Here is a 23,545-nt window from a genome sequence, read left to right on the forward strand (position 1 = left end):
CGCGATCAGTGCGCGCGGCGCAGCAGCACGCCCGCGCGCCAGTAGTGCCAGATCGCCCACGGCGTGGCCGCAGCGAACAGGCACATCGACCAGCGCAGCGATTCGGTACCCAGGCTGGGTTTCAGCACGTCGCTGATCACGCCGACCAGAGTGGGGCCCAGCCCAAGCCCGACCAGGTTGATGATCAGCAGCGTGATCGCCGCCCACAGCGCCCGCAGCCGCACCGGCGCCAGCCCCTGGATCAACGCGAAGGTCGGTCCGAGATAGCTGTTGGCCAGCAGGACGTAGAGGAAATAGCAAAGCAGCGCCGCGACGGGCTCATCGAAAATGAAAAAGCCCAGCGTGAAGGGCAGCGCCGCGGTCTTGAGCACCGCCACCATCCAGGGTTGGGCATGGAGGCCGCGGTTGCGGGCGAGCCAGTCAGCCAGCCGACCGCCGCCCACCGCCGAGAGCGTTCCGACCACTGCGCCGATCGGCGACACGATCAGCGAGATGTCGAGCATCCGCAACCCGAGGGAGCGTTGCATGTAGCTCGGACCCCAGGCGGTCAGGCCATAGCCGATCATCGAGGTGAGCGTGACCGCCATCACGAGGTGAAAGGCGGGCGCGCTGATGGCCATCGCCCGAAAGCCGTCGACCAGGCTGGGCATCGCCCCACGCCCGGCATCGGTGCGCCGGTCCGCCATGCCGCGACGGGGTTCGACGACGAACAGGTAGACGATCACCGCCAGGGCCACCCCGGGCAATCCGATCGCGAACATCGCCACCCGCCAGCCATAGAAGCTGGCGATTGTACCGCCCAGAAAGGTGCCGATCGCGGCGCCGAGCACAACGCCGAGTGAATAGATACCCATCGCACCGGCGCGCTCTTCGGGCGGATAAAGATCGGCGATGATCGAATGGCTCGGCGGCGACGATCCCGCCTCGCCGATCCCGACGCCAATCCGTGCGGCCAGCAGCTGCGCGAAATTCTGGGCGAGCCCGCCGAGCGCGGTCATCAGGCTCCAGACCGCGAGCGAGACCGCGATGATGTTGCGGCGGTTGAAACGATCGGCAAGCCGCGCGACGGGGATGCCGAGCGTCGCATAGAACACGGCAAAAGCCAGGCCCGACAGCAACCCGAGCTGGGTGTCAGAAAGCTTGAGGTCGGCCTTGATCAGTTCCTGGAGGATCGCGAGGATCTGGCGATCCATGTAGCTGAAGAAGTAGGTGAGGGTCAGCAGCGCGAGCGTTAGCCCGCGACGATGCGTCGACCGGGCATCTGCGGCCGCCAAGGCATCGGCACCCATGTCCGTCACGGCGTCACTGCGCATCACCGCTTCCCGGACCCGGTCGCATGGAAATGGGGCGACCGCCTACGGCCGCCCCGCCCCACGATCAGAACTGCCCGCGCAGCGTGATCCCGTAAGTGCGCGGCTCCGCCAGGAACTGCGAGAAGAGCTGGCGCCCGCCGGGATATTGCGGATCGACGAACGGCGCCGACGTCGTGCCCGCCTGGAACGGCGAGTTGAACGCAACCTGCGCATAATCCTCGTCGAACAGGTTCTGTGCCCAGAATTCGACTGCCCAGCGCTGATCGGGTCCGCGCACGCCGATGCGCGCGTTCATCACGAAGAAGCTGTCCTGTTCCTTTTGCGGGAACAGGTCGGATCCGGTGTTGTAGTCGTCGGTCAGTCGGCCATCGAGGTAGAACAGACCGCTCAGCCCCGAAGAACCGATGTCCGGCGTCCACGAAAAGGACGACGTCACGACGATTTCCGGCGCGTTGGACAAGTTGTCGCCCGGCAGCTTGCGCAACGCGGGATCGAGCGGCGCGCCGTTGCTGTTGCCGACGACATTGTCGGCATAGCGCGTGTCCGCATAGGTGAAGCCCAGGTTGACGTTGACGTCGCGCACCGGCGACAGCGACGCTTCGAGCTCGACACCCTGCGACACGACGCCATAGGTCGTGTCGTCGGCCGCGCACGCCCCCGTCGTCGCCGACGTATCCCGATCACCGCCATTCAGGTCGGAATTGCAGCCATTGACCGTCTGGACGATAAACACCGTTCCGTTGAAGGTGTTCAGCTGGAAATTGTCGAACTCCTGGCGGAACGCGGCGAGGCTGACCGACACCGGACCGCGCTGATACTTCGCGCCGACTTCGTAGGCGTTGACGATTTCCTGGTCGAACTGGAGGTTGTTGACCAGCGCCTGCGCGCCGCCGACCGCCGCAAAGGGAAGGATCGGGCTCTTGAGCGCCGAACGGTCGAGATTGAAGCCGCCCGCCTTGTAGCCGCGAGAATAGCTGCCGTAGAGCAGCAGATCGGGCGTCGCCTTCCACGACGCGATTGCGGTGCCGGTGAACTCGTCCTCGCTGCGACGATCGTTGATCGACACGCCGTTGAGCTCCGCCGTCGAATTGCCCTGGCAGGACAAGCCGATGATCCCGCCGGCCGTTGCGGCCAGCGTCGGGTTGGTCAGGAAGCTGGCGAGTGCCGCCTGGTTCCCCGTGCACGCAGTATTGTCGTTGCCGAACGTTGCATCGAACCGCTTGCGCTCGTTGGTGTAACGCAGGCCCAGCGTCAGATCGATCGTGTCGGTAATGTGGATGATATTGTGCGTGAAGAACGCATAGTTGCGGCTGTTCTGAAAATAACGGTCACGGGTCGAACCCCGATTATTGAGCCCGTCGAGCCGATCCAGCGCGGCGTACACCAGCGGCGATGCGGCGCCGAACGCCGCTGGTCGCGCGGCAAGACATCCCGCCGAGGTCGGCGAATAGAGCGCCGCCAGACCGCCGCCCGACACGATCCGGCACGTCGCGAAGCGGCCATATTGGTTGCCGAAGCGCAGATTGTCGGTGACGGTCAGGTCTTCGTCGGCGTAATAGGCGCCGACAAGCCAGTCGAGCCGACCGTTGAACGCCTCGCCGTTCAGCCGCAGTTCCTGGCTGAACGTCTCGAAGCGACGGCTGGCCCCGCCATCGGCCGCGCGATAGAGGATGTCGACGGTGCCATAGTCGATGTCGCCGCCCTGATCGCTGTCGTAGCTGCGATATCCGGTGATCGACGTCAGCGTCGCGGCACCGAAATCCCAGTCGACCTGGCCCGAGAAGCCCCAGTCCTCGGTCGTGCCATCAAAGGAGCGGCCGGGCGATACCGAGACGTCGCGCGAATAGCCGGGGTTGAGCGCACTCAGATTCTGGCCGAGATCGCGCAGCACGTTGACGATGTTGTTCCCGTTCGCCTGGAGCGGCGACAGCGGCGTCGACGGGTTGTTGAGGTTTCCGATGAACGGATTGACCGAATTGTCGACATAGGTCGCCGCGCAGCACTTCTCGTCGCGGCGAGTATAGTCGCCGATCAGGCGGACGCGGATGTCGCTCGACGGTTCAAACAACAACTGGCCGCGGACGAAGAAGCGGTCACGGTCGTTGATGTCGGTGTCGTTGCGCGCGTCGTAGTAAAAGCCGTCGCGACGGGTGTAGACTGCGTCGATCCGCGTCGCGAGCGTCTCGCCGAGCGGAACGTTGATGTTCCCGGCGGCGCGGAAATAGTCGTAATTGCCATATTCAAGCTGGCCGCCGCCGGAGAAGTCGAACGACGGCGCCTTGCTGACGATGTTGATGATACCCGCCGACGCGTTGCGCCCGAACAGCGTGCCCTGCGGCCCGCGCAGCACTTCGATCCGCTCAATGTCGCCAAGCTCGTTCAGGCCGATGCCCGACCGCGAGCGGTAGACACCGTCGATGAAGACCGCGACCGAGCTTTCGAGGCCGGGATTGTCACCCACCGTGCCGATGCCGCGAATACGCGCCGAACCGTTGGCTTCCGAGCCCGTCGAGGACACGAGCAGCGACGGTGCGAGCTGGTTGAGCTGGCGAATGTCGGTCGCGCCCGACAATTGCAGGCTTTCCGCCGACACCGCGGACACGGCGACCGGCACGTCGGACAGCACCTGGGCGCGCCCCTGCGCCGTCACGATGATGTCGGCCGGGCCTTCATCCTCGCTCGCCTGCTGGGCCTCGCTTGCCGGCGCAGCGTCCTGCGCCAGGGCCGGCGCGGCCGCCATCATGAACGTCGAAATCGCGCAAGCAGAAAGCAGCTGCCGCTTCTTCATCATTCCTCTCCCGTCCTGGCTGCGCAGTCACCGCACATACCTGATACTCGAAGATGCGGCGATGTTGACGCGCCGTCAAGCGCGCTGACCTCGCGCTAATCACGGTTTTCAGGGATTGTTGCCATTTTGACATAGCGCCGGGCCGGGCCGGCCATCGCCCGGACCCGAGCTTTGAAAACGCCCCAGCGGTGTTGTCCGGGGGTGCCTCAGTAGCCGTTGAGTCGGGCGAAGCGTTCGCGGTGCCACGCCGCGTTGCCCCACATCGCCTCGACCACGCGCGACCGTTTGAGGACGAAGCCGACGTCATAGTCGTCGGTCATGCCGATCCCGCCGTGCAGCTGGATCGCCTCGCGGCTGACCAGGTTCATGACATCGCCGGCGAACGCCTTGGCCAGGCTGACCGTCTGCGACAGGTCGGAACGATTGGCGTCGATCGCCTCGAGCGCGCCCTCGACCACCGATCGCATCAGCTCGAGTTCGGTGAACAGCTTCGCCATGCGATGCTGGAGCGCCTGAAAGGTCGACAGCGGCTGGCCGAACTGGACACGCGTCTTCAGATAGTCGTTGACCGTCTGGAACGCGCTTTCGGCCATGCCCAGCATTTCGGCGCACGCCGCCGCCGCCGCCCGGTCGGTAACCGCGGTCAGCAGCCCATCGCCGCCGCCCGCGAGCCGTTCTGCGGCCGCACCGTCGAAACGGATTTCGGCATGGCTGCGCGCGTCGGTCATGCGGCGTCGCGCGCGCATAATCCCCTCGCCCGCCGGGACCAGGTAGACGCCGTCGGTTGCCGCGACGACGAACAGGCTCGCGCTGTCCCCCTCGGCCACGAACGCCTTGGTGCCGGTCAGCCGGCCATCGGCGACACGCGTGCTGATCCGGGTCGGGTTGAAATGCGGCCCCTCGTCCACCGCCAGTGCGGCGACGATTTCGCCGGTTGCGATGCGGGGCAGCCAGTGCGCCTGTTGGGCCTCGCTGCCACCGAGCAGGATCGCGCTGGTCGCCGCGGCCGTCGCCGCGAGGGGGGTCGCGACCAGGTTGCGGCCCAGCTGTTCCAGCACGATGCCGAGCGACAGATAGCCCATGCCGGCCCCGCCATGCGCTTCGGGCACGATGATGCCGGCAAATCCCATTTCCGCCTGCGCGCGCCAGTGCGCGACGTCATAGCCCTCGGGCGGCGCGGTGTCGCGCACCCGGCGAAAGGCGCTGACCGGCGCCTCGTTGTCCGCCCATTCGCGCGCCAGATCGCGCAGCATCGTCTGCTCTTCGGTCAATGCGGCCATTTCAGTTCCTCTGTTCCGGTCGCCGCCCGGCGCGAGCCGGGGCGACGCCATTCACTGGTGGTCGAGCATCCCCAGGATGCGCTTGGCGATCACATTGTTCTGGATCTCGCTCGATCCGCCATAGATCGACACCGCCTTGCCCCACAGCCACGCGCGCGTCTGGCCCAGCTCCTCCTCGGTGAAGCCCTCGCCTTCCCAGCCCAGGCCGTTCATCCCCATGATCTCGATCGCCAGTTCGGCGCGCTCCTGCATCACCTGCGCGCCGACATTCTTCATGATCGACGTTGCGGCCGACGGGCCCTGGTTCGACTTGGCGTCGATCGCCGCGCGGCGCAGCGTCATGGCAAAGGCGCGCATGTCCATTTCGTGGCGCACGATCCGCATGCGAAGGTCGCTGTCGGGGACGCGGCCATCCGCGTCGCCGAGATATTTCTTCGCCATCTGGCCCAGCGGCGTGCCGGCGAACATCCGCCCGGCGCTCGATCCGCCACCCGACAGGCTGGAGCGTTCGTGCTGAAGCAGCCGCTTGCCGATCGTCCAGCCCTGGCCCGGTGCCCCGACCAGATTTTCCTTGGGCACCTTCACGTCGGTGAAGAAGGTCTCGCAAAAGGGGGACGAGCCCGAAATCAGCTTGATCGGCCGCACCTCGACGCCGGGCGACTTCATGTCGATCAGCAGGAAGCTGATCCCCTCATGCTTCTTCGCCTTGTCGGTGCGGACCAGGGCAAAGCATTTGTCCGCCCATTGCCCGCCGCTGGTCCAGGTCTTCTGGCCGTTGACGAGATAATGGTCGCCCTTGTCTTCGGCAAAGGTCTGAAGGTTGGCGAGATCGGAACCGGCATTGGGTTCCGAATAGCCCTGGCACCAGCGTACCTCGCCCTTGGCGATCGCCGGAATGTGCTCGCGCTTCTGCGCCTCGTTGCCATATTCGAGCAGGGTCGGCCCGAACATCATCACGCCCATGCTGCCGCTGACCGGGTTCCAGGCACCGACGCGACCCATCTCCTCGGCCAGGACGCGTGCCTCGGCGGGGCTCAGCCCGCCGCCGCCATATTCGACGGGCCAGGTGGGGACGCTCCACCCCTTCTCACCGATCGCCTTCTTCCACGCGGCCTCGTCCGGGCTCAGCTCTGACGGTCCCTCCAGCGCGGACAAGCCATGATCCTTGCCCTTGAGCGCGGGTGGGAAATGCTCGGCCAGCCAGGCCCGGGCAGTGGCCCGGAAGCTCTCGAGCGGATCGGTCACATCTTCGGCGCGCGTTGCCATCGGCTTCTCCTCTCCGGCGATCATCGGCCGGCACATCCACTTTCGAAACTGCGGTATGGCGTAATCGTCGTCAAGCCCGTCCATCGGCACGACCCTGCGGCGCAGGCTGCATGCCGATCACTTGGCGCACGCGCCGCGCGGGCGGTTGCCGGGGCGCGCACCCCGCCCCACATGACGTGCGCCCAAGGCGCAAATACACACACGGAGTCCCGCTGCCATGATCGAACTTTTTTACTGGCCGACCCCCAATGGCCACAAAATCACGATGTTCCTGGAAGAAGCCGGACTCGATTACCGGATCACACCGATCAACATTGCGGCCGGCGAGCAGTTCGATCCCGGTTTCCTGAAGATCGCGCCCAATAATCGCATGCCCGCGATCATCGATCATGCGCCCGCGGATGGCGGCGACCCGATCTCGATCTTCGAATCGGGCGCGATCCTCACCTATCTGGCCGACAAGACGGGCAAGTTCGGCGGCGCGACCCCGCGTGCGCGGATCGAGGTTTCGCAATGGCTGATGTGGCAGATGGGCGGGCTGGGACCGATGCTGGGCCAGAACCACCATTTCAGCCGCTACGCGCCGGAAAAGATCGAATATGCGATCAACCGCTACGTCAACGAAACCAATCGGCTCTACGGCGTGCTCGACCGGCGGCTGGCCGGCCGCGACTTTGTTGCGGGAGACTATTCGATCGCCGACATGGCCGCTTATCCGTGGATCGTGCCGCACGAGGCGCAGGGTCAGAATCTCGCCGATTTCCCGAACCTGAAGCGTTGGTTCGAATCGATCGCGGCACGCCCCGGAACGAAGGCCGCCTATGCGAAGGCGGAGGGGTTGAATACGACCCCCGTGGTGACGGAGGAATCACGCAAGATCCTGTTCGGTCAGACCGCAAAGGCCGGCGGCTGAGCGGACGACGGCCCCGCACCCTAACGTGCGGGGCCGGTCAGAGCTCGCGTCCGGGCCGGCGGCTGAGCGCGACGTCAAGGTGCCCGCCCGCGTCGACCAGAATTATCTCGCCCGTCATCGCACGCATCGCCGGGTCGAGCAGCGCGACGATGGGCGCGGCGACGTCTTCGGCCATCGTCGCCATCGCCATCGGCACCTGGGCGGCGACGCGCTGATTGAGCGCGGCAAATCCCTCTGCGCCCAGCCGGTCCGAGTACCAGCCGGTTCCGACATAGCCGGGCGCGACCGCATTGACCCGGATGGCGGGGGCGAGCACGCGCGCCATGCTCTTGGTCAGCGTGATCAGCGCGCCCTTCGAGCAGGCATAGGCGACCGAGGAGCCCATGCCGAACGCGCCCGCCACCGACGCCACGTTGACGATCGCGCTCGCCGGCCCGGCGCGAAGCTCGGGCGCACAGGCCCGCGTCATCTGGAAGGCGGCGACGGTGTTGACCCGATAGATGTCGACGAAATCGTCCGCCGACAGCGCCTCCAGATCCTCATGATTGGCGAACTTGGTCTTGCCGGCATTGTTGACCAGGAAATCGATGCGCCCGAACGCCGCCATCGTCGCATCGGCAAGCGCGCGACACGCGGTATCGTCCGCGATGTCGGCCTGAACCGCGATCGAGCCATTGGCGAGTTCTGCAACCAATGCTTCCGCCTTGTCGCGGCTGGTCGCGTAATTGATCGCGCAGCGCACGCCGCGCGCCGCCAGTGCACGCACCACCGCCGCGCCGATCCCCGTGCCGCCCCCGGTCACGATCGCGACGCGGCCGTCCATCGCATTCGCCATGCCTCGCTCCTTCTTTCAGCATCCCTGCGTTTTTCGAATGTCGCGTATGGCATTTGCCGATCCGATCGCCTAGCTGCGACCAGTCAACGGTGCGGGAGGAAGGATGGCGCGCGCGGCTGAACTGCTGGACGCCGATTTCGGCACGTTCTCGGACCTCGTGCGCGCGCACGGACGCGAGCGGCCCGATCATGTCGCGGTCATCGATGCGGTGGCGCGTACGACCTATCGCGAACTCGACCACATGATCGACCGGATCGCCGCCGCCCTGCAGCGCGACGGGCTGGCCAAGGGTGATCGCGTCGCGATCCTCGCCCTGCCCTGCGCGGCCTATGTCGCGGTGATGATCGGAACGCTGCGCGCTGGTGGCGTGCCCGCCCCGCTCGCCCCCTCGGCGACCCCGGCGCAGCTTCGCGCGATGATCGCGGATTGCGGCGCCCGCATGCTGTTCGCCGATGCGGCCGGCGTCGAGGCGTTGGGGGACGACGCGACGAGCATCGTGTCGACCGTGCGGATCGACCAGCCGCTCGACAGCTGGCTTGTCGACGTTGCCGAACCTGCGCCCGTCGCCGTCGGTCCGGCCGATGCGTTCACGATCATCTATTCGTCCGGCACGACCGGCACGCCGAAGGGGATCGTGCAGAGCCACGCGATGCGCTGGGCCTATGTGCGGGTCACCGCCACGGCGGGCTTTTCGGACGCGGTCACCATCGTCGCCACGCCGCTCTATTCGAATACGACCAACGTCACGTGGCTTCCGACGCTCGCTTATGGCGGCACGCTCGTCCTGATGGCGAAGTTCGATGCGCGGCGCTTCCTCGAACTCGCCGCGCAACATCGCGCGACGCACGTCATGCTGGTGCCCGTCCAGTATCAGCGGATCATGGCCGACCCCACGTTCGACCGGTTCGACCTGACAAGCTTCCAGCTCAAGGCGTGCACGAGCGCGCCGTTCAGCCCCGCGCTCAAGCGCGACGTGCTGGCCCGGTGGCCGGGGCTGCTCGTCGAATATTACGGCATGACCGAGGGCGGCGGGTCGACGATGCTGATCGCCAGCTACTTCCCCGAGAAGCTCCACACCGTCGGGCGGCCGATGGAGGGGCACGACATTCGCCTGATCGACGACGAGGGGCACGAGGTGCCGCCGGGCGCGACCGGCGAAGTGGTCAGCCGGTCGCCGGCGCGCATGTCCGGCTATCACAATCGCGACGACGCGACGCAGGCCGCGACGTGGATCGCGCCCGACGGGACGCGCTTCATTCGCCACGGCGATATCGGCCGCTTCGACGCGGACGGCTTTCTGATCCTGATGGACCGCAAGAAGGACCTGATCATCTCGGGCGGGTTCAACATCTATCCGTCGGACCTCGAGGCCGTGCTGGCGACGCACCCGGCAGTGGCGGACTGCACGGTGATCGGCGTGCCGTCCGATCAATGGGGAGAAACCCCGGTCGGCGTCTTCGTGCCCCGGCGGGACGCGGATGCCGCGCCTGACGAGATTCTCGCCTGGTTCAACGCGCAGGTCGGCAAGACCCAGCGCCTGTCCGCGCTCCACGCGATCGAGGAGCTGCCGCGCAGCGCGATCGGCAAGGTGCTGAAGCGCGAGTTGCGCGACCGCTTCGCGCGCGAGGCGGCATGACCGCGCTCGCCACGCTGCTGGCGGAGGCGCGTCCCGCCGGCGATGGCTTCGTCGCCACCATCCCCGAAACCTGGCTCCAGGGCCGCACGGCCTATGGCGGGCTTTCGGCCGCCCTCGCCCTGCACGCCGCGCTTGGCCTGGCCGACGACCTGCCGCCGCTGCGTTCGGCGCAGGTCAGCTTCATCGGGCCACTGGCCGGCGAAGTGACGGTCGAGCCGCTGCTGCTGCGTCGCGGCCGTAACGCCGCCTTCATCCAGGCCGATGTGCGGTCGGACGCCGGGCTGGGCCTGCGCGCGACCTTCGTGTTCATGGCGCAGATCGCCTCGACCATCGCCCGGGATGCGGCGTCACGCGCGCCGGTTCCGATCCCGCCCGCCGACGCGGCACTTTATGTCGGCCCCGACACCTTCTTCACCGGCAATTTCGAGTTCTACGATGTGAAGGAGGGGCTTGGCCCTGCCGAATGGTTGCGCTGGGCGCGCCTGCGCCACCGCGACGGCCTTCATCCGATGGTCGAGATGATGGCGATCGGCGACGCCCTGCCGCCTGCCGCGTTCAAGCTGTTGAGCGAACCGCGGCCGTTGAGCTCGCTGACGTGGATCCTGAACCTGACGACACCCGCACCCCGGACCGATGATGGCTGGTGGCTGCTCCGGGCGAACAGCGATCACGCCCGCGACGGCTATAGCAGCCAGTCGATGCGCATCTGGAACGCGGCCGGCGATCCGGTGGGCGAAGGGATGCAGGGCGTCGCCATCTTTGGCTGATCGTGCCGCGGGCGGCGACAAACTGCGACAATTTCGTCACGCGGTGACATCGGTCTGCGACAGCATCCGTCGATAAACCTCTCCAGACGGCAACGGTGCCGCGATGGAACGAGGACTTGCACGATGAAGAAGCTCATACTCCTGGCCGCGCTGTCGGCGACGACGCTCGGCGGGGTGGCGGTCGCCACCCAGGGCATGGCGCCGGGCGGCGGCATGGCACGCGGCGAGCGCATGCTGAAGCGCGTCGACACCAACAATGACGGCGCGATCAGCCGCGACGAGATGCGCGCGCAGGCGGAAAAGCGGTTCGCCCGCCGCGACGCGAACGGCGACGGCAAGCTGACGGCCGAGGAACTGCAGCGGCGCGGCGGCAAGCGCGATGGGCGCGGCCATGCCGGCCATCATGGCGGCGGTCGCGCACCGGGCGCGATGATCGACGGGATGTTCGAACGGCTCGACACCAACCGCGACGGATCGATCACCCGCGCCGAAGCCGACGCCGCCAAGGCGCAATGGGCGGCGCGTGGCGAACAGGTGCGCGCGGCGATGCTGAAGCGCGTCGACACCAACGGTGACCAGGCGATCAGCAAGGCCGAGGCGCTCGCCCAGGCCGATCAGCGCTTTGCGCGTCTGGACACCAACCGGGACGGCCGCATCGATGCCGACGAGCGTGCCGCGACCCGCGCCAAGTGGCGTGAGCGGTTCCAGCGCGGTGCGCCGGGCCCCGATGCCGCACTCGAAACCCCTGCGGGCGAGTGACGGCCACGCATCGCCGGGCGGCGACTTCCCCTCCCCGAACCGCCCGGCGATGCGATTGCCGCCCCTGCGCGGCCTGTTTCCTTCTGTCCGGACTGTGCTAGCCGATGGACATGGCTGATCTTCCTCATCTGCTGCTGGTCGACGACGAGCGCTCGATCCGCGAGCCGCTGGCGCAGTATCTCGGCAAGCAGGGCTTTCGCGTCACCCAGGCGGGTGACGCCGAAGGCGCGCGGTCGCGGCTGAGCGCCTATGCGATCGATCTTGCCATCGTCGATATCATGATGCCGGGCGAGGACGGGCTCAGCCTGTGCCGCCACATCCGCGCGACCAGCGACACGCCCGTCATCCTGCTGACCGCCAAGGCCGAAGAGACCGACCGGATCGTCGGGCTGGAAATGGGCGCCGACGACTATGTCGTGAAGCCGTTCTCCCCGCGCGAGCTCGCCGCGCGGATCAAGGTGGTGCTGCGCCGCGCCGCAACCGGCGTGCGCCAGCATGCGCCCGAAACCGGCGCCTTCGGCTTTGCCGGCTGGGTGCTCAAGACCGGCGAGCGCACGCTCGTCGACCGCGAGGGGGTCGAGGTGCCGATTTCGTCGGGCGAGTACAACCTGCTCCATGCGCTCGTGCTGCGGCCGCGCCAGGTGCTGACCCGCGACCAGTTGCTCGACCTGACCCAGGGGCGCGAGGCGCAGGCGTTCGACCGCGCGATCGACAATCAGGTCAGCCGGCTGCGCAAGAAGATCGAGCCCGACCCGAAGAACCCGTCGATCATCAAGACGGTCTGGGGCGGCGGCTACACGCTGGCCACCGAAGTCACCCGGCTGTGAAGCGGTTGCAGCTCTGGCCGCGCAGCCTGTCCGGCCAGATCGCGCTGCTCGTCGCGCTTGCGCTGTTCGTCGCGCAGGCGATCAATTTCGGGCTGTTGCTGCGCGAGCGCCGCATCGTGCGCTTCACCCAGGTGACCCTGCCCGCAATCACCCGCATCGTCGACGCGGTCGACCGCATCGAGAACGGGCGGTTCACCGGGTTGGGGTGGCAACGGCGCGGACGCGTGCGGCTGGTGGCGGCAAACCCCGTGCCGGGGCAGCTGCGCGCCGCGCGCGATGTCGAACGCGGCCTGGCGGAAGCATTGGACGAAGCCGGTATCGCACATGGGCGCATCGTCACCGGGGTGCGCCCCTTCGACCGCGGCGATCCGCGCATCGCCACCCTTGCCCCCCGCCGGATCGAACGGCTTCGCCGCTTTGGCGCCGAATTGCTGGTCGCAGTGGAACTGCCCGGGCGCGGCTGGCTGTCGCTCGCGATCGCCTGGCCGCGCAGCGACCTGGCCCTCATGTGGCGACTGGTCGCCCAGACGGTCATCCTTTACATCGTCGTGCTGATCCCGATCCTGTGGGCGGGCCGGCGCATTTCCGAGCCACTGCGCAGTCTTGCGGCGTCCGCGCGCGGCTTTCGCCCCGGCGCGCCGGCCGTCCGGATCGACGAGCGCGGACCGGGGGAGCTGCGCGATGTGATTTCCGCCTACAACGCGATGGGCGATCGCGTCACCGCGATGCTGGACGAAAAGGACCGGATGCTGGGCGCGATCGGCCATGACCTGCGCACGCCGCTCGCCGCGCTGCGCGTCCGCGTCGAATCGGTGGAGGACGAGCAGGATCGCGCGCGAATGGCGGACATCATTGCGGAAATGAGCCGCACGCTCGAGGATATCCTCTCGCTCGCACGCCTGGGCCGGCCGAGCGAAGCGATCACCGATGTCGACCTCGCCGCGCTCGTCGACGCGGTCGTCGCCGACTTCCATGACCTTGGCGCGGACGTGGTGACCGAGGACGCGCCGCGCACGCCGATGCGGCTGCGCCCGTCGCTGATGCGGCGCGCGCTGCGCAACCTGATCGAAAACGCGGTCAAATATGGCGGCTCGGCCGAGGTTCGGCTGACCGCGACCGCAACCGAGGCCCGGATCGAGGTCTGCGATCGCGGCCCGGGCATCCCGGCCGGACAGCTCGACGCGGTATTCGACCCGTTCATGCGCCTGGAGAACTCCCGCAATCGCGACACCGGCGGGATCGGCCTCGGCCTCGCGCTGGCCCGCGCGATCGTCGGCGATGCGGGCGGCGTGATCCGGCTGGCCAATCGCGACGGCGGCGGCCTGATCGCGACGGTCGTGCTGCCGCGCTGACTGGTCGCGGGGCGTGCGACCGCCTAGAAGCAGCCGGACATGATCAAGGTCGCGAGCTATAACATCCGCAAGGCGATCGGCACGGACCGGCGGCGGATGCCCGAACGGATCCTGGCCGTGCTCAACGAGATCGATGCCGATATCGTCGCGCTGCAGGAATGCGACCGGCGGTTCGGTGCGCGCACCGCGGTCCTCCCGCGCCACCTGCTCGACGAGCACAGCGACCTTCAGCCGGTGCCGCTCGCGCGGCGACCCGACAGCATGGGGTGGCATGGCAATGCGCTGCTGATCCGCAAATCGGCGTCGGTGCTTGCCGGCGAGGCATTGCACCTGCCCGCACTCGAGCCGCGCGGCGCGGTGACCGCGGACGTTCAGCTCGCCGGCCGCCCGCTGCGGATCGTGGGCATGCACCTCGACCTGTCGGGGCTTTGGCGGCGACGACAGGCGCATGCGGTGCTGTCGCACCTCGACGGCGCGGCCGAGCCGCTCCCGACGATCCTGATGGGCGACCTCAACGAATGGCGGCCGGCGGGCGGTTGTCTCGCCGATTTCGGCCGGGATCACCGGATCGTGCCGACCGGCCCCAGTTTTCACGCGCGCCGGCCGGTCGGACGGCTCGATCGGATCATCGTGTCAAGCGACTGGATTGTCGAAAGTTGCGGCGTCCATGCCAGCCGGGCGGCGCGCACCGCTTCCGATCACCTGCCGATCTGGGCTAGCCTTTCGCTGAAAAACTAGAACGGCAACGCCGGGGAGAGCGGCATGGAAGTGCGCGACAAGGAGCTGAGGCTCGCGCTGGTCTGCTATGGCGGCATCAGCCTGGCGATCTACATGCACGGCATTTCCAAGGAGATCTGGCACCTGGTCCGCGCCAGCCGCGCCTATCGCGAAGGCGAGCCCGCGACCCCGGGCAGCCAGGCAACCTATCGCGCGCTGCTTCACGAGATCGAGGCAACCGCCGGGATCAAGCTGCGCGTGCTGAACGACATCATCGCCGGCGCGAGCGCGGGCGGCATCAACGGCGTGTTCCTGGCCCAGGCGATCACCACCGGCCAGTCGCTCGACCCGCTGACCAATCTCTGGCTCGAGCTCGCGGATGTCGAGGCGCTGATCGACCCCGACCAGGCCCCGCAATCGGCGCTGACCAAGGCATGGGCGCGCCCGATCGCGTGGATGGCGCTCAACCGGATCAAGATGGTCGACGAGACGGTCGAGGCGAGCGCGCGCGAAGAGGTTCGCGACAAGCTCGACCATTTCGTGCGGTCGCGCTGGTTCGAGCCACCCTTTGGCGGCAAGCGCATGCTGCACATGTTGCTCGATGCCTTTGACGCCATGGCGGCGGCACCTGCGGGCCCGCGCCTGCTGCCGCCCGATCAGCCGCTCGACCTGTTCGTGACGGTGACCGATTTCGGCGGACATCCCGAGATGCTGCGGCTCAATTCGCCGCCCGAGGTGATGGAGACCGAACATCGGCTGGTGGTCGCCTTCAGCGATCGTGGCCAGGCGGGGGACGCGATCGGCGCACCCGCCGAGCTCGCCTTTGCGGCGCGCGCGACCTCGAGCTTTCCCGGGGCATTTCCGCCCTTTACGGTCGCCGAGCTTGACGAGGTGCTGGCCGAGCGCGGCGTCGAATGGACGGGGCGCGACGCGTTCCTCGCCCGCGCGCTGCCACGTCAGGCGGCTGCAAAAATGGCCGAAAGCGCGGTACTGATCGACGGATCGGTGCTGACCAATGCGCCGTTCGCCCCCGCCATCGACGCGCTGCGCGAACGCCCGGCGCGCCGCCAGATCGATCGGCGCTTCGTCTATATCGACCCGACGCCGGGCGCGCGCTTCGGCCTCTACGGCCGTGCCAAGGGCCCACCCGGCTTTTTCCAGACGCTGATCGCGTCGATCTCGGAACTGCCGCGACACCAGCCGATCCGCGACAATCTGGAATCGATCGCGACGCGATCCGACCGGATCGAGCGGCTGCGCCGGATCGTCGAGACGATCCGTGCGGAGGTCGAGCACGAGGTCGAGAGCCTGTTCGGCTATACCCTGTTCCTCGACTTTCCCACGTCCAAGCGGCTGATGGCGTGGCGTAACCGTGCCCAGGCACAGGCGGTGGCGCGTGCGGGGTTCGGTCACGCCGCCTATGGGCTCGTCAAGGTCGAGGGCGTGGTCGACCGGATCGCGGACCTGCTGCTGCGGGTCGGCGACGAACCGGGACCCGAGCGGCGGCGCACCATCCGCCAGTCGATCGCGCAGTGTGTCCACGCCCGCGGCTATGACCGCTTCGGCGGCAGCCGCCCGGGCACCGCCGACTTGACGACGATCGATTTCCTGCGCACCTTCGACCTCGGCTTTCGCATCCGCCGGTTGCGCCTGATGGCGCGCCGCCTGACCGAGCTCGACGCGCTGCACGTCGACAGCGACCTGCGGCCGATCCGCGACGCGGTCTATGCCGCGCTCGCCGTCTATCTCGATTGCGAGCGCCACAGCCGCTTCGCCGACCTGCGCCATGATGTCCGCGCGATGCGCGAGGAGGCGGGGCCTATCCTCGACCGGCTGGGCGCGGCGATGGACCTGCGCGCGCTCGACGCCCGGACCGAGGAACTGCTGTCGCAGGGGCTGTGCGGCCTGTCGCGCGAGTTGCGGCGGCCGTTGCTGCTTGCCTATCTCGGCTTCCCGTTCTTCGACATCGCCACGCTGCCGCTCCTGCAGGGCGAGGGGCTGGACGAGTTCGATCCGATCCGGGTCGACCGCATCTCGCCCGACGATGCTCCAAGCATTCGCAGCGGCGGGGCCGCGGCGACGCTGAAGGGCATCCAGTTCAACTATTTCGGGGCGTTCTTCAGCCGCGCCTATCGCGAGAACGACTATCTCTGGGGCCGCCTGCACGGCGCCGAGCGCATGATCGACATCGTACTGTCCACGCTCGGCGCGAACGCGCACCTCCCGCCGGGGCGCGTAACCGCCTTGAAGCGCGCGGCTTTTCTGGCGATCCTCGACGAGGAGCAATCGCGGCTGCAAACAATCCAGCCGCTGTTTGCGGAGCTGCGCGCCGAAATCGGCTGAAACCGGCCTTCAAGCTGGCAATGCGCGCGCGGGACGCATAAGATCACCCCCGGGATAGGCGGATCAAAGGATCAACATGCAGTTTTTGCGGACCCTGTTCTGGGCGTTGCTCGTCGGGCTGGCCGTCGCGTTCGCGTTCAATAACTGGGTGTCGGTCGATGTCCGCCTGTGGGGCGGCCTCGTCGCCCAGATCAACCTGCCGGTACTGCTGCTGCTCACCTTCCTGCTCGGTTTCGTTCCGGTCTATCTGCTCTATCGCACGTCCCGCTGGCGGATGCGCCAGCGCCTCGCCGCGTCCGAGCGCAACGTGATGGAACTGCGCAACGCCGCCCAGCTTCCCGCCTTTCCGCCGGAAACCGCGCCTCCCGGCCCGGTGGAACCACGCGAAGATCCGGACATGCTGCCGCTGGGCGCACCGCCGGCGGATGCGCGCTGATGCGCTCGCCGCTCTTCGTTGCGCTCGACACGCCCGATATCGATCGCGCGCGGTCGATCGCCACCCGCGTCCGCAATCATGTCGGCGGCATCAAGCTCGGCCTGGAGTTCTTCGCCGCCAACGGCCGGTCGGGCGTGCGCGAGATGGCGGGAATCGGTCTGCCGATCTTTCTCGATCTCAAGCTTCACGACATCCCCAACACCGTGGCCAAGGCGATCCAGGCGCTGCGGCCGCTCGAGCCCGCCATCCTGACCATTCATGCCGCCGGCGGCCGCGCGATGATGGAGGATGCGAAGGCGGCGGCGCCCACGGGTACGCGCGTCGTCGCGGTGACGATGCTCACCAGCCTCGACGGCGGCGACCTGCGCTCGATCGGCCTGGCGCCCGATCCGCATGAACAGGTGGTGCGGCTGACCGAACTGGCGTGCGCCGCCGGCATCGACGGCGTCGTGTGTTCGGGTGCCGAAGTCGCCGCCGCCAAGCGCGCCTGGCCGCAGGGCTTTTTCGTCGTCCCCGGCGTGCGGCCCGCCGATGGCCATGCCGGCGACCAGAAACGCGTGGTGACGCCGCGCGCTGCGCTCGACGCCGGCGCTTCGATCCTGGTGGTCGGCCGCCCGATCACGCAGGCCGAAGACCCCGACCAGGCCGCCCGCGCGATCGAAGCGACGCTCTGACCCCTATTATTCCGCCGCGTCGGGCAGCGACGGCGCGATGCTCAGCTTGGTCAGCGGGCGCGGCGACTGCTCGACCATTGGCAGCACGTCGATCGACTTGCCGCCGGTATCGACATTGAGCGTTTCGAACCGCCGTGCCTGCGTCATCACGTTCGATTCCAGGCTGCCGACGAACGCATTGTACGCCCCGTTCGCCAGTTCAAGATTGCGGCCGAGCCGGGCGACATGCTCGCCCATCTTGGCGACACGCGCGTGCAGTTCGCGCCCGAGCGCCGCGATCTCGCGTGCTTCGCCGGCCAGCTTCTCCTGCCGCCACACCGCCGCCACCGTGCGCGCGATCGCGATCAGGTTGGTCGGGGTCGCGATCAGCACGCGGCGATCGAACGCATAGTCCCAGAGGTCCGGCGCATGTTCGAGCGCGGCGGACAGGAAATGTTCGCCCGGCACGAACATGATGACGTAATCGGGCGCGTCCTCGAACTGCGCCTGATAGGCCTTGGCGCCCAGCGCGGTGACGTGCCCCTTCATCGACGCGACATGCGCGGCGAGGTGCGCGGCACGTTCGCCCTCGTCGACCGCGCCGAACGCGTCCTGATAGGCGTTGAGCGATACCTTGGCATCGATGACCAGCGATCGCCCGCCAGGGATGCGCACGATCGCATCGGGGCGCAGCCGACCGCCGTCCGCCTCGACGCTGACCTCCATCTGGAAATCGGTGTGCTCGGCAAGTCCGCAGCTTTCGAGCACGTTGCGCAGCTGCTGCTCGCCCCAGCGGCCGCGGGCCTTGGGGGCGGAACGCAGTGCGTTGACCAGCTTGGCGGCCTCCGACTTGACCGATTCCTGGCCGACCCGCATCGCCTCCATCAGCCCGGTCAGGTTGCCATAGGCTTCCTTGCGCTCGCCCTCGACACTGGCGATCTTCTCCTCATAGCGTTTGAGCGTCGCCTCGACCGGCTGGAGCAGCGCCTTAAGCTTGGCCTCGTTGCTCTCGCCGGCCTGGGAAAAGCGCGCGTCGGCACGCTCCAGAAACGCCTTCTGCGCTTCCGACAGCGATCGGTTGGCCAGTTCGTTGAACTGCGCCGCCATCAGCTCGCGCGCGTCCTTGAACTCCTGCAGCCGCGCCTCGAACGCCTCGGCCTTGGCCCGCAGGTCGACCAGCTCCAGCCGCGCCTGATCGCGCTCGTCGCGTAGCGACGCCATGGCCTCGCGCAGGGTTGGCACTTCCCGCGCCTGCTCGCTTGCGCGCGCCAGGTCGGTGATCGCGGCCTTGAACTCGGCCTGGAAATGATCGCGCTCGGCGCGCATCGCCGCGACGCCGCGATGGCCCAGCCACCAGCCGATCGCCAGCCCGCCGAGCAGCGCAATGATAAAGAAAAGGGCGGTGATCGGGTCCATCTGCGCTCCGCAAGAAAAGAACGAAGCGCGAACCTATCCGCTGGCGTGCCCGACGGCAAGCGTCGATCAGGCGGCCTTGCGCGCCTTGTTCAGCTTCTTGAGGATCATCTCGCGCTTCAGGCGCGACAGATGGTCGAGGAAGACGATGCCGTTCAGGTGATCCATCTCATGCTGGATGCACGTCGCGAGCAGGCCGGTGAACTGTTCGTCATGCTGGACGCCGTCTTCGTCGAGCCAGCGCACGCGACAGGTCGCCGGGCGCTCGACATCGGCATATTGGTCGGGGACCGACAGGCAGCCTTCGGTATAGACCGACTGCTCCTCGGACGGATCGACGATTTCGGGATTGATGAACACGCGCGGCTGGCGGATCGGCTTGCCGTCGGCGTCCTCCTCCTCCTGCAGGTCCATGACCAGCAGCCGCTTGGGCACGCCGACCTGGATCGCGGCCAGGCCGATGCCGGGAGCCGCATACATCGTCTCGAACATGTCGGCGATCAGCTGCTTGACCGCGTCGTCGATCGTCTCGACCGGGGTCGAGATCAGCCGCAGGCGCGGATCGGGCACTTCGATGATGGGAAGGATGGCCATGTCGGGGATTTAGGATTCGTCCGGTGCAGCGTCAAGCAATGGCCATCACCCCACCGGCCGCCGCGCCCGCAGCGCCTGCGCCAGCGTGCCCTCGTCCAGATAGTCGAGCTCGCCACCGACCGGCAGGCCATGCGCAAGCTGGGTGACGCGCACCGGGTGCCCCTCCAGCCGCTCGGCCAGATAGTGTGCGGTCGTCTGCCCCTCCAGCGTCGCGTTCATCGCCAGCACGACCTCGTCCACGCCGCCGTCGGCGACGCGCCGGATCAGCGCGTCGATGCTCAGATCCTCCGGCCCTACCCCGTCGAGCGCCGACAGTCGCCCGCCCAGCACATGGAAACGCCCGGGGAACAACCGCGCGCGATCAAGCGCCCACAGATCGGCGACCTCCTCCACCACGCACAGCGCGCGCGCATCGCGGCGCGGATCGGCGCAGACCGCGCACGGATCGCTCGTGTCGACATTCCCACAGGTCGAACATGGCGTCAGCCGTTCGGCGACCGCCTCCAGCGCGCGCAACAGCGGTTCGAGCGCGGTTTCACGCCGTTTGAGCAGGTGGAGCACCGCGCGCCGGGCCGAACGCGGGCCCAGTCCGGGCAAGCGGGCAAGGGCTTGGGTCAGCGTGTCGATTTCGCGCGAGGCCATGGTCGCCGATCAGATAGGGGGTTGCGCATGCCTTTGCCAAGCGGTTGAGACGGAGGCGATGCGGATCATCTTCATGGGAACCCCGGACTTCGCGGTGCCGGTGCTCGACGCGGTTGTCGCGGCGGGGCACGAGGTCGCGGTCGCCTATAGCCAGCCGCCGCGCCGCGCGGGTCGCGGCAAGGCGCTGACCCCCTCCCCCGTCCATGCCCGCGCCGAGGCACTTGGCATTGCGGTGCGCACCCCCGAACGGCTGCGCGATCCGGCCGAGCAGGCGGCGTTCGCGGCGCTGGAGGCCGATGTTGCGGTGGTCGCCGCCTATGGCCTCATCCTGCCGCGCGCCGTGCTCGATGCGCCGCGGCTGGGCTGCCTCAACGTCCACGCGTCGCTGCTGCCGCGCTGGCGCGGGGCGGCGCCGATCCAGCGCGCCATCCTGGCCGGCGATGCCGAGACCGGGGTCGGCATCATGCAAATGGAGGCCGGGCTGGATACCGGCCCGGTGCGGCTGGAGGGACGGACCCCGGTCGCGCGCAAGACCGCGGGCGCGCTCACCCGCGAACTGGCCGATATGGGCGCGCAGCTGATGGTCGCGGTACTGGCCGATCCCGCCGCCTATCCCCCGGTTACACAGGCGGAAACCGGCATCACCCATGCGCCCAAGATCGACAAGGCGGAAGCGCGCATCGACTTTGCCGCGACGGCGGATCAGGTCGAGCGTCAGGTCCGCGCCTTCAACCCCGCGCCCGGTGCCTTTTTCACGCTTGGCGACGAACGCGTGCGCGTGCTTGCGGCCGATGTCGTGGCGGGCAGCGGCGCGCCGGGCGAGGTGCTCGACGCGGCGCTTACCATCGCCTGCGGATCGGGGGCGATCCGCCCGGTACAGGTCCAGCGCGCCGGGCGGGGCGTCATGGCGCCGGACGAGCTGCTGCGCGGCTTTCCGATCGCGGCAGGCACGCGGTTGTGACGCGATTTGCGCTGACCGTGGAATTCGACGGCCGCCCGTTCATGGGCTGGCAGGCGCAGGCGCACGGCCCCAGCGTGCAAGCCGCGATCGAGCGCGCGATCTACGACGTCACCGGCGAGGAGGCGACCGTCCACGCTGCCGGGCGCACCGATGCGGGCGTGCACGGGCTGGCGATGCGCGCGCATTGCGATGTCGCGCGGTCGATCACCCCGTTTCGCCTGGGCGAGGCGCTCAACGCACGGCTGCGGCCCGATCCGGTCGCGATCCTCGATTGCGTCGAGGTCGCCGAAGACTGGCATGCGCGCTTTTCGTGCACTGCCCGGCATTACCGCTATCGCATCGTCAACCGGCGCGCGCCGCTGACCGTCGATCTGGGGCTGGCGTGGCGGATCGCCGCGCCGCTCGATGCGGATGCGATGGGTGAGGCGGCGGCGGTGCTGGTGGGGCGGCACGACTTCACCACCTTCCGATCGGCACATTGCCAGGCGGACAGCCCGCTGCGCACGCTCGACCGGCTGGACGTCGCGCGCATCGGTGACGAGATCCACGTCCATGCCTCGGCGCGGTCGTTCCTGCATCACCAGGTGCGATCGATGGTCGGCTGCCTCGCGCTCGTCGGCCAGGGCAAGTGGCAGCCCGGCGATGTCGGCGCCGCGCTTGCCGCACGCGATCGCGCCGCGCTCGGCCTCAATGCCCCGCCCGACGGGCTTTACTTCCTGCGCGCCGACTATCCGGGCGAGGTCAGTCGCGGCTGAACTGCGCGGCGAGCTCGACATGGGTCGACCAGCGGAACTGGCCGACCGGCTGGACCCAGTCGAGGCGGTGACCGCCCTCACACAACATCTTCGCATCGCGCGCGAAGGTGCTGGGATTACAGGAGATATATCCGATCCTGCGCACGCGCGATGCCGCGAGCGCCGTCGCCTGCTCGCGCGCGCCGGCCCGCGGCGGATCGAGCAGGACGCAGTCGAACCGTTCGAGCTCGGCCGTGTCGAGCGGGCGGCGGTACAGGTCGCGATGTTCGACGAACACCCGGCGCTGCATCGCATTGCCAGCAGCCTTGAGCGCGAGCACCGCGTCGCGCGCGCCCTCGGCGGCATAGACGCGCGCCGTCGCCGGCATTGCGAAGGTGAACGTGCCGAGCCCCGCGAACAGGTCAGCAACGGTCGTCGCCCCCGAGGCCACTTCGCGCGCCGCCGCCGCCAGCGCCGCTTCGCCGTCTGCGGTCGCCTGGAGAAATGCGGCGGGCGGGAGCGCCACAGGCACGCCCGCCAGCGTGATCGTCACCGGTTCGGGCTCGAAGCGCGATTCCGGCCCCATGCCGTCGTCGACCGCGAAGCGCGCAAGGCCATGGCGCAGCGCGAAGGCGGTGATCGCCTCCGCCGCGCGCAGCCCTTCGAAATCATGCCCGGTGACAAGCACGTCGGGCCCCTGATCCGCGAGCGCGAGATGGACGTCGACCCGGCCGCTGCGGGGCAGCATCGCCGCGAGCAGCCCGCGCAATGGCTGGACCAGTGCGAACAAACGCGGGTCGAGGATCGGGCATTCGGCGATGTCGATCAGCCGGTGGCTGCGCGCCTCGGCAAAGCCCAGATGCACCTGGCGACCGCGCCGCTCGGCGTGGAGCGTCGCGCGGCGGCGGCTGTGCGGCGGCGACAGGATCGGCGCACGGACCGGTGCCTCCAGGTCCTGGGCGGCGAGCGCGGTGGTCACGCGCGCGGCGACGAAGGCCGCGTAGGCAGCATCGTCGAGATGCTGGAGCTGGCAGCCGCCGCATTCGGGAAAGTGCTGGCATGGCGGCGTCTGGTGATGCGGACCGCGCACCAGCGTGCCGTCCGGCGCAACGTGATCGCCCGGCGCGGCGTGGCCGACATGGCGGCCATCGGCGGTCACGCCCTCCCCCCGCGCAGCGACGCGCACGACCGTCGCGGCGGCAGGATCGGGATCGGTCATCGACATTCGGCGATCGCTCCGGGGATCAGGGCTATCAGGTCGTCGGCGGCAAAGGCAGGATCGGCGGTGCGCGCGGCGTGGCCGTGCAGCCACGTCG

21 protein-coding genes are annotated in these 23,545 nt (G+C 68.3%); 12 read left to right on the plus strand and 9 right to left on the minus strand.

Annotation, left to right across the window (positions count from 1 at the left end; translation table 11 throughout):
- Positions 1-5: 5 nt before the first annotated feature.
- The 4 genes from AX709_RS11700 to AX709_RS11715 all read right to left on the minus strand — a co-directional run bounded on the left by AX709_RS11700 (position 6) and on the right by AX709_RS11715 (position 6,647).
- On the minus strand, positions 6-1,313 hold the full coding sequence (locus tag AX709_RS11700; protein WP_231727509.1) for a spinster family MFS transporter: 1,308 nt from the start codon (positions 1,311-1,313) through the stop codon (positions 6-8).
- A 64-nt stretch (positions 1,314-1,377) separates the two neighbouring features.
- A complete protein-coding gene (locus AX709_RS11705) occupies positions 1,378-4,101 on the minus strand; it encodes a TonB-dependent receptor (RefSeq protein WP_066549504.1) in 2,724 nt (907 codons plus the stop codon).
- Between the two features lie 206 nt (positions 4,102-4,307).
- Positions 4,308-5,381, minus strand: a complete 1,074-nt coding sequence (locus AX709_RS11710) for an acyl-CoA dehydrogenase family protein (protein ID WP_066549506.1) — start codon at positions 5,379-5,381, stop codon at positions 4,308-4,310.
- A gap of 51 nt (positions 5,382-5,432) precedes the next feature.
- Positions 5,433-6,647 carry an acyl-CoA dehydrogenase family protein gene (locus AX709_RS11715; protein WP_066549507.1) on the minus strand — a complete coding sequence of 405 codons (1,215 nt, stop codon included), beginning with the start codon at positions 6,645-6,647 and terminating at the stop codon, positions 5,433-5,435.
- 217 nt (positions 6,648-6,864) lie between these two features.
- Here AX709_RS11715 and AX709_RS11720 point away from each other — a divergent pair, with 217 nt between their 5' ends.
- A complete protein-coding gene (locus tag AX709_RS11720; protein WP_066549478.1) occupies positions 6,865-7,560 on the plus strand; it encodes a glutathione binding-like protein in 696 nt (231 codons plus the stop codon).
- 37 nt (positions 7,561-7,597) lie between these two features.
- On the opposite strand, the gene AX709_RS11725 is transcribed toward AX709_RS11720, so the two are convergent.
- Entirely contained in the window at positions 7,598-8,395 is a 798-nt protein-coding gene (locus tag AX709_RS11725; RefSeq protein WP_066549482.1) for an SDR family NAD(P)-dependent oxidoreductase, read from the minus strand.
- 103 nt (positions 8,396-8,498) lie between these two features.
- Here AX709_RS11725 and AX709_RS11730 point away from each other — a divergent pair, with 103 nt between their 5' ends.
- From AX709_RS11730 to pyrF, 9 genes are all read left to right on the plus strand, one after another.
- Positions 8,499-10,031, plus strand: a complete 1,533-nt coding sequence (locus AX709_RS11730; protein ID WP_066549484.1) for a class I adenylate-forming enzyme family protein — start codon at positions 8,499-8,501, stop codon at positions 10,029-10,031.
- Positions 10,028-10,798, plus strand: coding sequence for a thioesterase family protein (locus AX709_RS11735; RefSeq protein ID WP_066478565.1), 771 nt, complete (start codon positions 10,028-10,030; stop codon positions 10,796-10,798). Before AX709_RS11730 ends, AX709_RS11735 begins: the two co-directional genes overlap by 4 nt.
- A 123-nt stretch (positions 10,799-10,921) precedes the next feature.
- On the plus strand, positions 10,922-11,557 hold the full coding sequence (locus tag AX709_RS11740; RefSeq protein WP_066478562.1) for an EF-hand domain-containing protein: 636 nt from the start codon (positions 10,922-10,924) through the stop codon (positions 11,555-11,557).
- Positions 11,558-11,667: 110 nt separating this feature from the next.
- Complete coding sequence (locus AX709_RS11745) at positions 11,668-12,384, plus strand: response regulator (protein ID WP_066478736.1); 717 nt, start codon at positions 11,668-11,670, stop codon at positions 12,382-12,384.
- Positions 12,381-13,736, plus strand: a complete 1,356-nt coding sequence (locus tag AX709_RS11750) for a sensor histidine kinase (RefSeq protein WP_066549486.1) — start codon at positions 12,381-12,383, stop codon at positions 13,734-13,736. Before AX709_RS11745 ends, AX709_RS11750 begins: the two co-directional genes overlap by 4 nt.
- Positions 13,737-13,775: 39 nt before the next feature.
- Complete coding sequence (locus AX709_RS11755; protein WP_066478559.1) at positions 13,776-14,474, plus strand: endonuclease/exonuclease/phosphatase family protein; 699 nt, start codon at positions 13,776-13,778, stop codon at positions 14,472-14,474.
- Between the two features lie 24 nt (positions 14,475-14,498).
- Positions 14,499-16,796, plus strand: a complete 2,298-nt coding sequence (locus tag AX709_RS11760; RefSeq protein WP_231727510.1) for a patatin-like protein — start codon at positions 14,499-14,501, stop codon at positions 16,794-16,796.
- Between the two features lie 76 nt (positions 16,797-16,872).
- Positions 16,873-17,232: a lipopolysaccharide assembly protein LapA domain-containing protein gene (locus AX709_RS11765; RefSeq protein ID WP_066478556.1), complete on the plus strand. Its 360-nt coding sequence runs from the start codon at positions 16,873-16,875 to the stop codon at positions 17,230-17,232.
- Entirely contained in the window at positions 17,232-17,906 is a 675-nt protein-coding gene (gene pyrF, locus AX709_RS11770; RefSeq protein ID WP_066549488.1) for an orotidine-5'-phosphate decarboxylase, read from the plus strand. Before AX709_RS11765 ends, pyrF begins: the two co-directional genes overlap by 1 nt.
- 6 nt (positions 17,907-17,912) lie before the next feature.
- Here pyrF and rmuC read toward each other — a convergent pair whose 3' ends face one another.
- The 3 genes from rmuC to recR form a co-directional block, all read right to left on the minus strand.
- Positions 17,913-19,301 carry a DNA recombination protein RmuC gene (rmuC, locus tag AX709_RS11775; protein WP_066549489.1) on the minus strand — a complete coding sequence of 463 codons (1,389 nt, stop codon included), beginning with the start codon at positions 19,299-19,301 and terminating at the stop codon, positions 17,913-17,915.
- A gap of 66 nt (positions 19,302-19,367) precedes the next feature.
- Positions 19,368-19,892: a peptide deformylase gene (def, locus tag AX709_RS11780; protein WP_066478552.1), complete on the minus strand. Its 525-nt coding sequence runs from the start codon at positions 19,890-19,892 to the stop codon at positions 19,368-19,370.
- Between the two features lie 45 nt (positions 19,893-19,937).
- Complete coding sequence (gene recR, locus AX709_RS11785) at positions 19,938-20,534, minus strand: recombination mediator RecR (protein WP_066478551.1); 597 nt, start codon at positions 20,532-20,534, stop codon at positions 19,938-19,940.
- 58 nt (positions 20,535-20,592) lie between these two features.
- Here recR and fmt point away from each other — a divergent pair, with 58 nt between their 5' ends.
- Positions 20,593-21,495, plus strand: a complete 903-nt coding sequence (fmt, locus tag AX709_RS11790) for a methionyl-tRNA formyltransferase (RefSeq protein WP_066549490.1) — start codon at positions 20,593-20,595, stop codon at positions 21,493-21,495.
- Complete coding sequence (gene truA, locus AX709_RS11795) at positions 21,492-22,250, plus strand: tRNA pseudouridine(38-40) synthase TruA (protein WP_066549491.1); 759 nt, start codon at positions 21,492-21,494, stop codon at positions 22,248-22,250. The genes fmt and truA overlap by 4 nt, the downstream gene beginning before the upstream one ends.
- Here truA and AX709_RS11800 read toward each other — a convergent pair.
- Entirely contained in the window at positions 22,237-23,448 is a 1,212-nt protein-coding gene (locus AX709_RS11800) for a class I SAM-dependent RNA methyltransferase (RefSeq protein WP_066549511.1), read from the minus strand. The two genes, truA and AX709_RS11800, sit on opposite strands and share 14 nt — an antisense overlap.
- Positions 23,449-23,545 lie beyond the last annotated feature (97 nt).

Origin of the sequence: Sphingomonas sp. CCH15-F11 (assembly GCF_001557005.1) — a bacterium.
In the GTDB taxonomy this organism is placed as follows: Bacteria; Pseudomonadota; Alphaproteobacteria; order Sphingomonadales; family Sphingomonadaceae; genus Sphingomonas.

Coding starts and splice junctions, on each gene's coding strand:
- AX709_RS11700 (WP_231727509.1), bottom strand. CDS start 1,313: ATGCGCAGTGACGCCGTGACGGACATGGGTGCCGATGCCTTGGCGGCC.
- AX709_RS11705 (WP_066549504.1), bottom strand. CDS start 4,101: ATGAAGAAGCGGCAGCTGCTTTCTGCTTGCGCGATTTCGACGTTCATG.
- AX709_RS11710 (WP_066549506.1), bottom strand. CDS start 5,381: ATGGCCGCATTGACCGAAGAGCAGACGATGCTGCGCGATCTGGCGCGC.
- AX709_RS11715 (WP_066549507.1), bottom strand. CDS start 6,647: ATGGCAACGCGCGCCGAAGATGTGACCGATCCGCTCGAGAGCTTCCGG.
- AX709_RS11720 (WP_066549478.1), top strand. CDS start 6,865: ATGATCGAACTTTTTTACTGGCCGACCCCCAATGGCCACAAAATCACG.
- AX709_RS11725 (WP_066549482.1), bottom strand. CDS start 8,395: ATGGCGAATGCGATGGACGGCCGCGTCGCGATCGTGACCGGGGGCGGC.
- AX709_RS11730 (WP_066549484.1), top strand. CDS start 8,499: ATGGCGCGCGCGGCTGAACTGCTGGACGCCGATTTCGGCACGTTCTCG.
- AX709_RS11735 (WP_066478565.1), top strand. CDS start 10,028: ATGACCGCGCTCGCCACGCTGCTGGCGGAGGCGCGTCCCGCCGGCGAT.
- AX709_RS11740 (WP_066478562.1), top strand. CDS start 10,922: ATGAAGAAGCTCATACTCCTGGCCGCGCTGTCGGCGACGACGCTCGGC.
- AX709_RS11745 (WP_066478736.1), top strand. CDS start 11,668: ATGGCTGATCTTCCTCATCTGCTGCTGGTCGACGACGAGCGCTCGATC.
- AX709_RS11755 (WP_066478559.1), top strand. CDS start 13,776: ATGATCAAGGTCGCGAGCTATAACATCCGCAAGGCGATCGGCACGGAC.
- AX709_RS11760 (WP_231727510.1), top strand. CDS start 14,499: ATGGAAGTGCGCGACAAGGAGCTGAGGCTCGCGCTGGTCTGCTATGGC.
- AX709_RS11765 (WP_066478556.1), top strand. CDS start 16,873: ATGCAGTTTTTGCGGACCCTGTTCTGGGCGTTGCTCGTCGGGCTGGCC.
- pyrF (WP_066549488.1), top strand. CDS start 17,232: ATGCGCTCGCCGCTCTTCGTTGCGCTCGACACGCCCGATATCGATCGC.
- rmuC (WP_066549489.1), bottom strand. CDS start 19,301: ATGGACCCGATCACCGCCCTTTTCTTTATCATTGCGCTGCTCGGCGGG.
- def (WP_066478552.1), bottom strand. CDS start 19,892: ATGGCCATCCTTCCCATCATCGAAGTGCCCGATCCGCGCCTGCGGCTG.
- recR (WP_066478551.1), bottom strand. CDS start 20,534: ATGGCCTCGCGCGAAATCGACACGCTGACCCAAGCCCTTGCCCGCTTG.
- fmt (WP_066549490.1), top strand. CDS start 20,593: ATGCGGATCATCTTCATGGGAACCCCGGACTTCGCGGTGCCGGTGCTC.
- AX709_RS11800 (WP_066549511.1), bottom strand. CDS start 23,448: ATGACCGATCCCGATCCTGCCGCCGCGACGGTCGTGCGCGTCGCTGCG.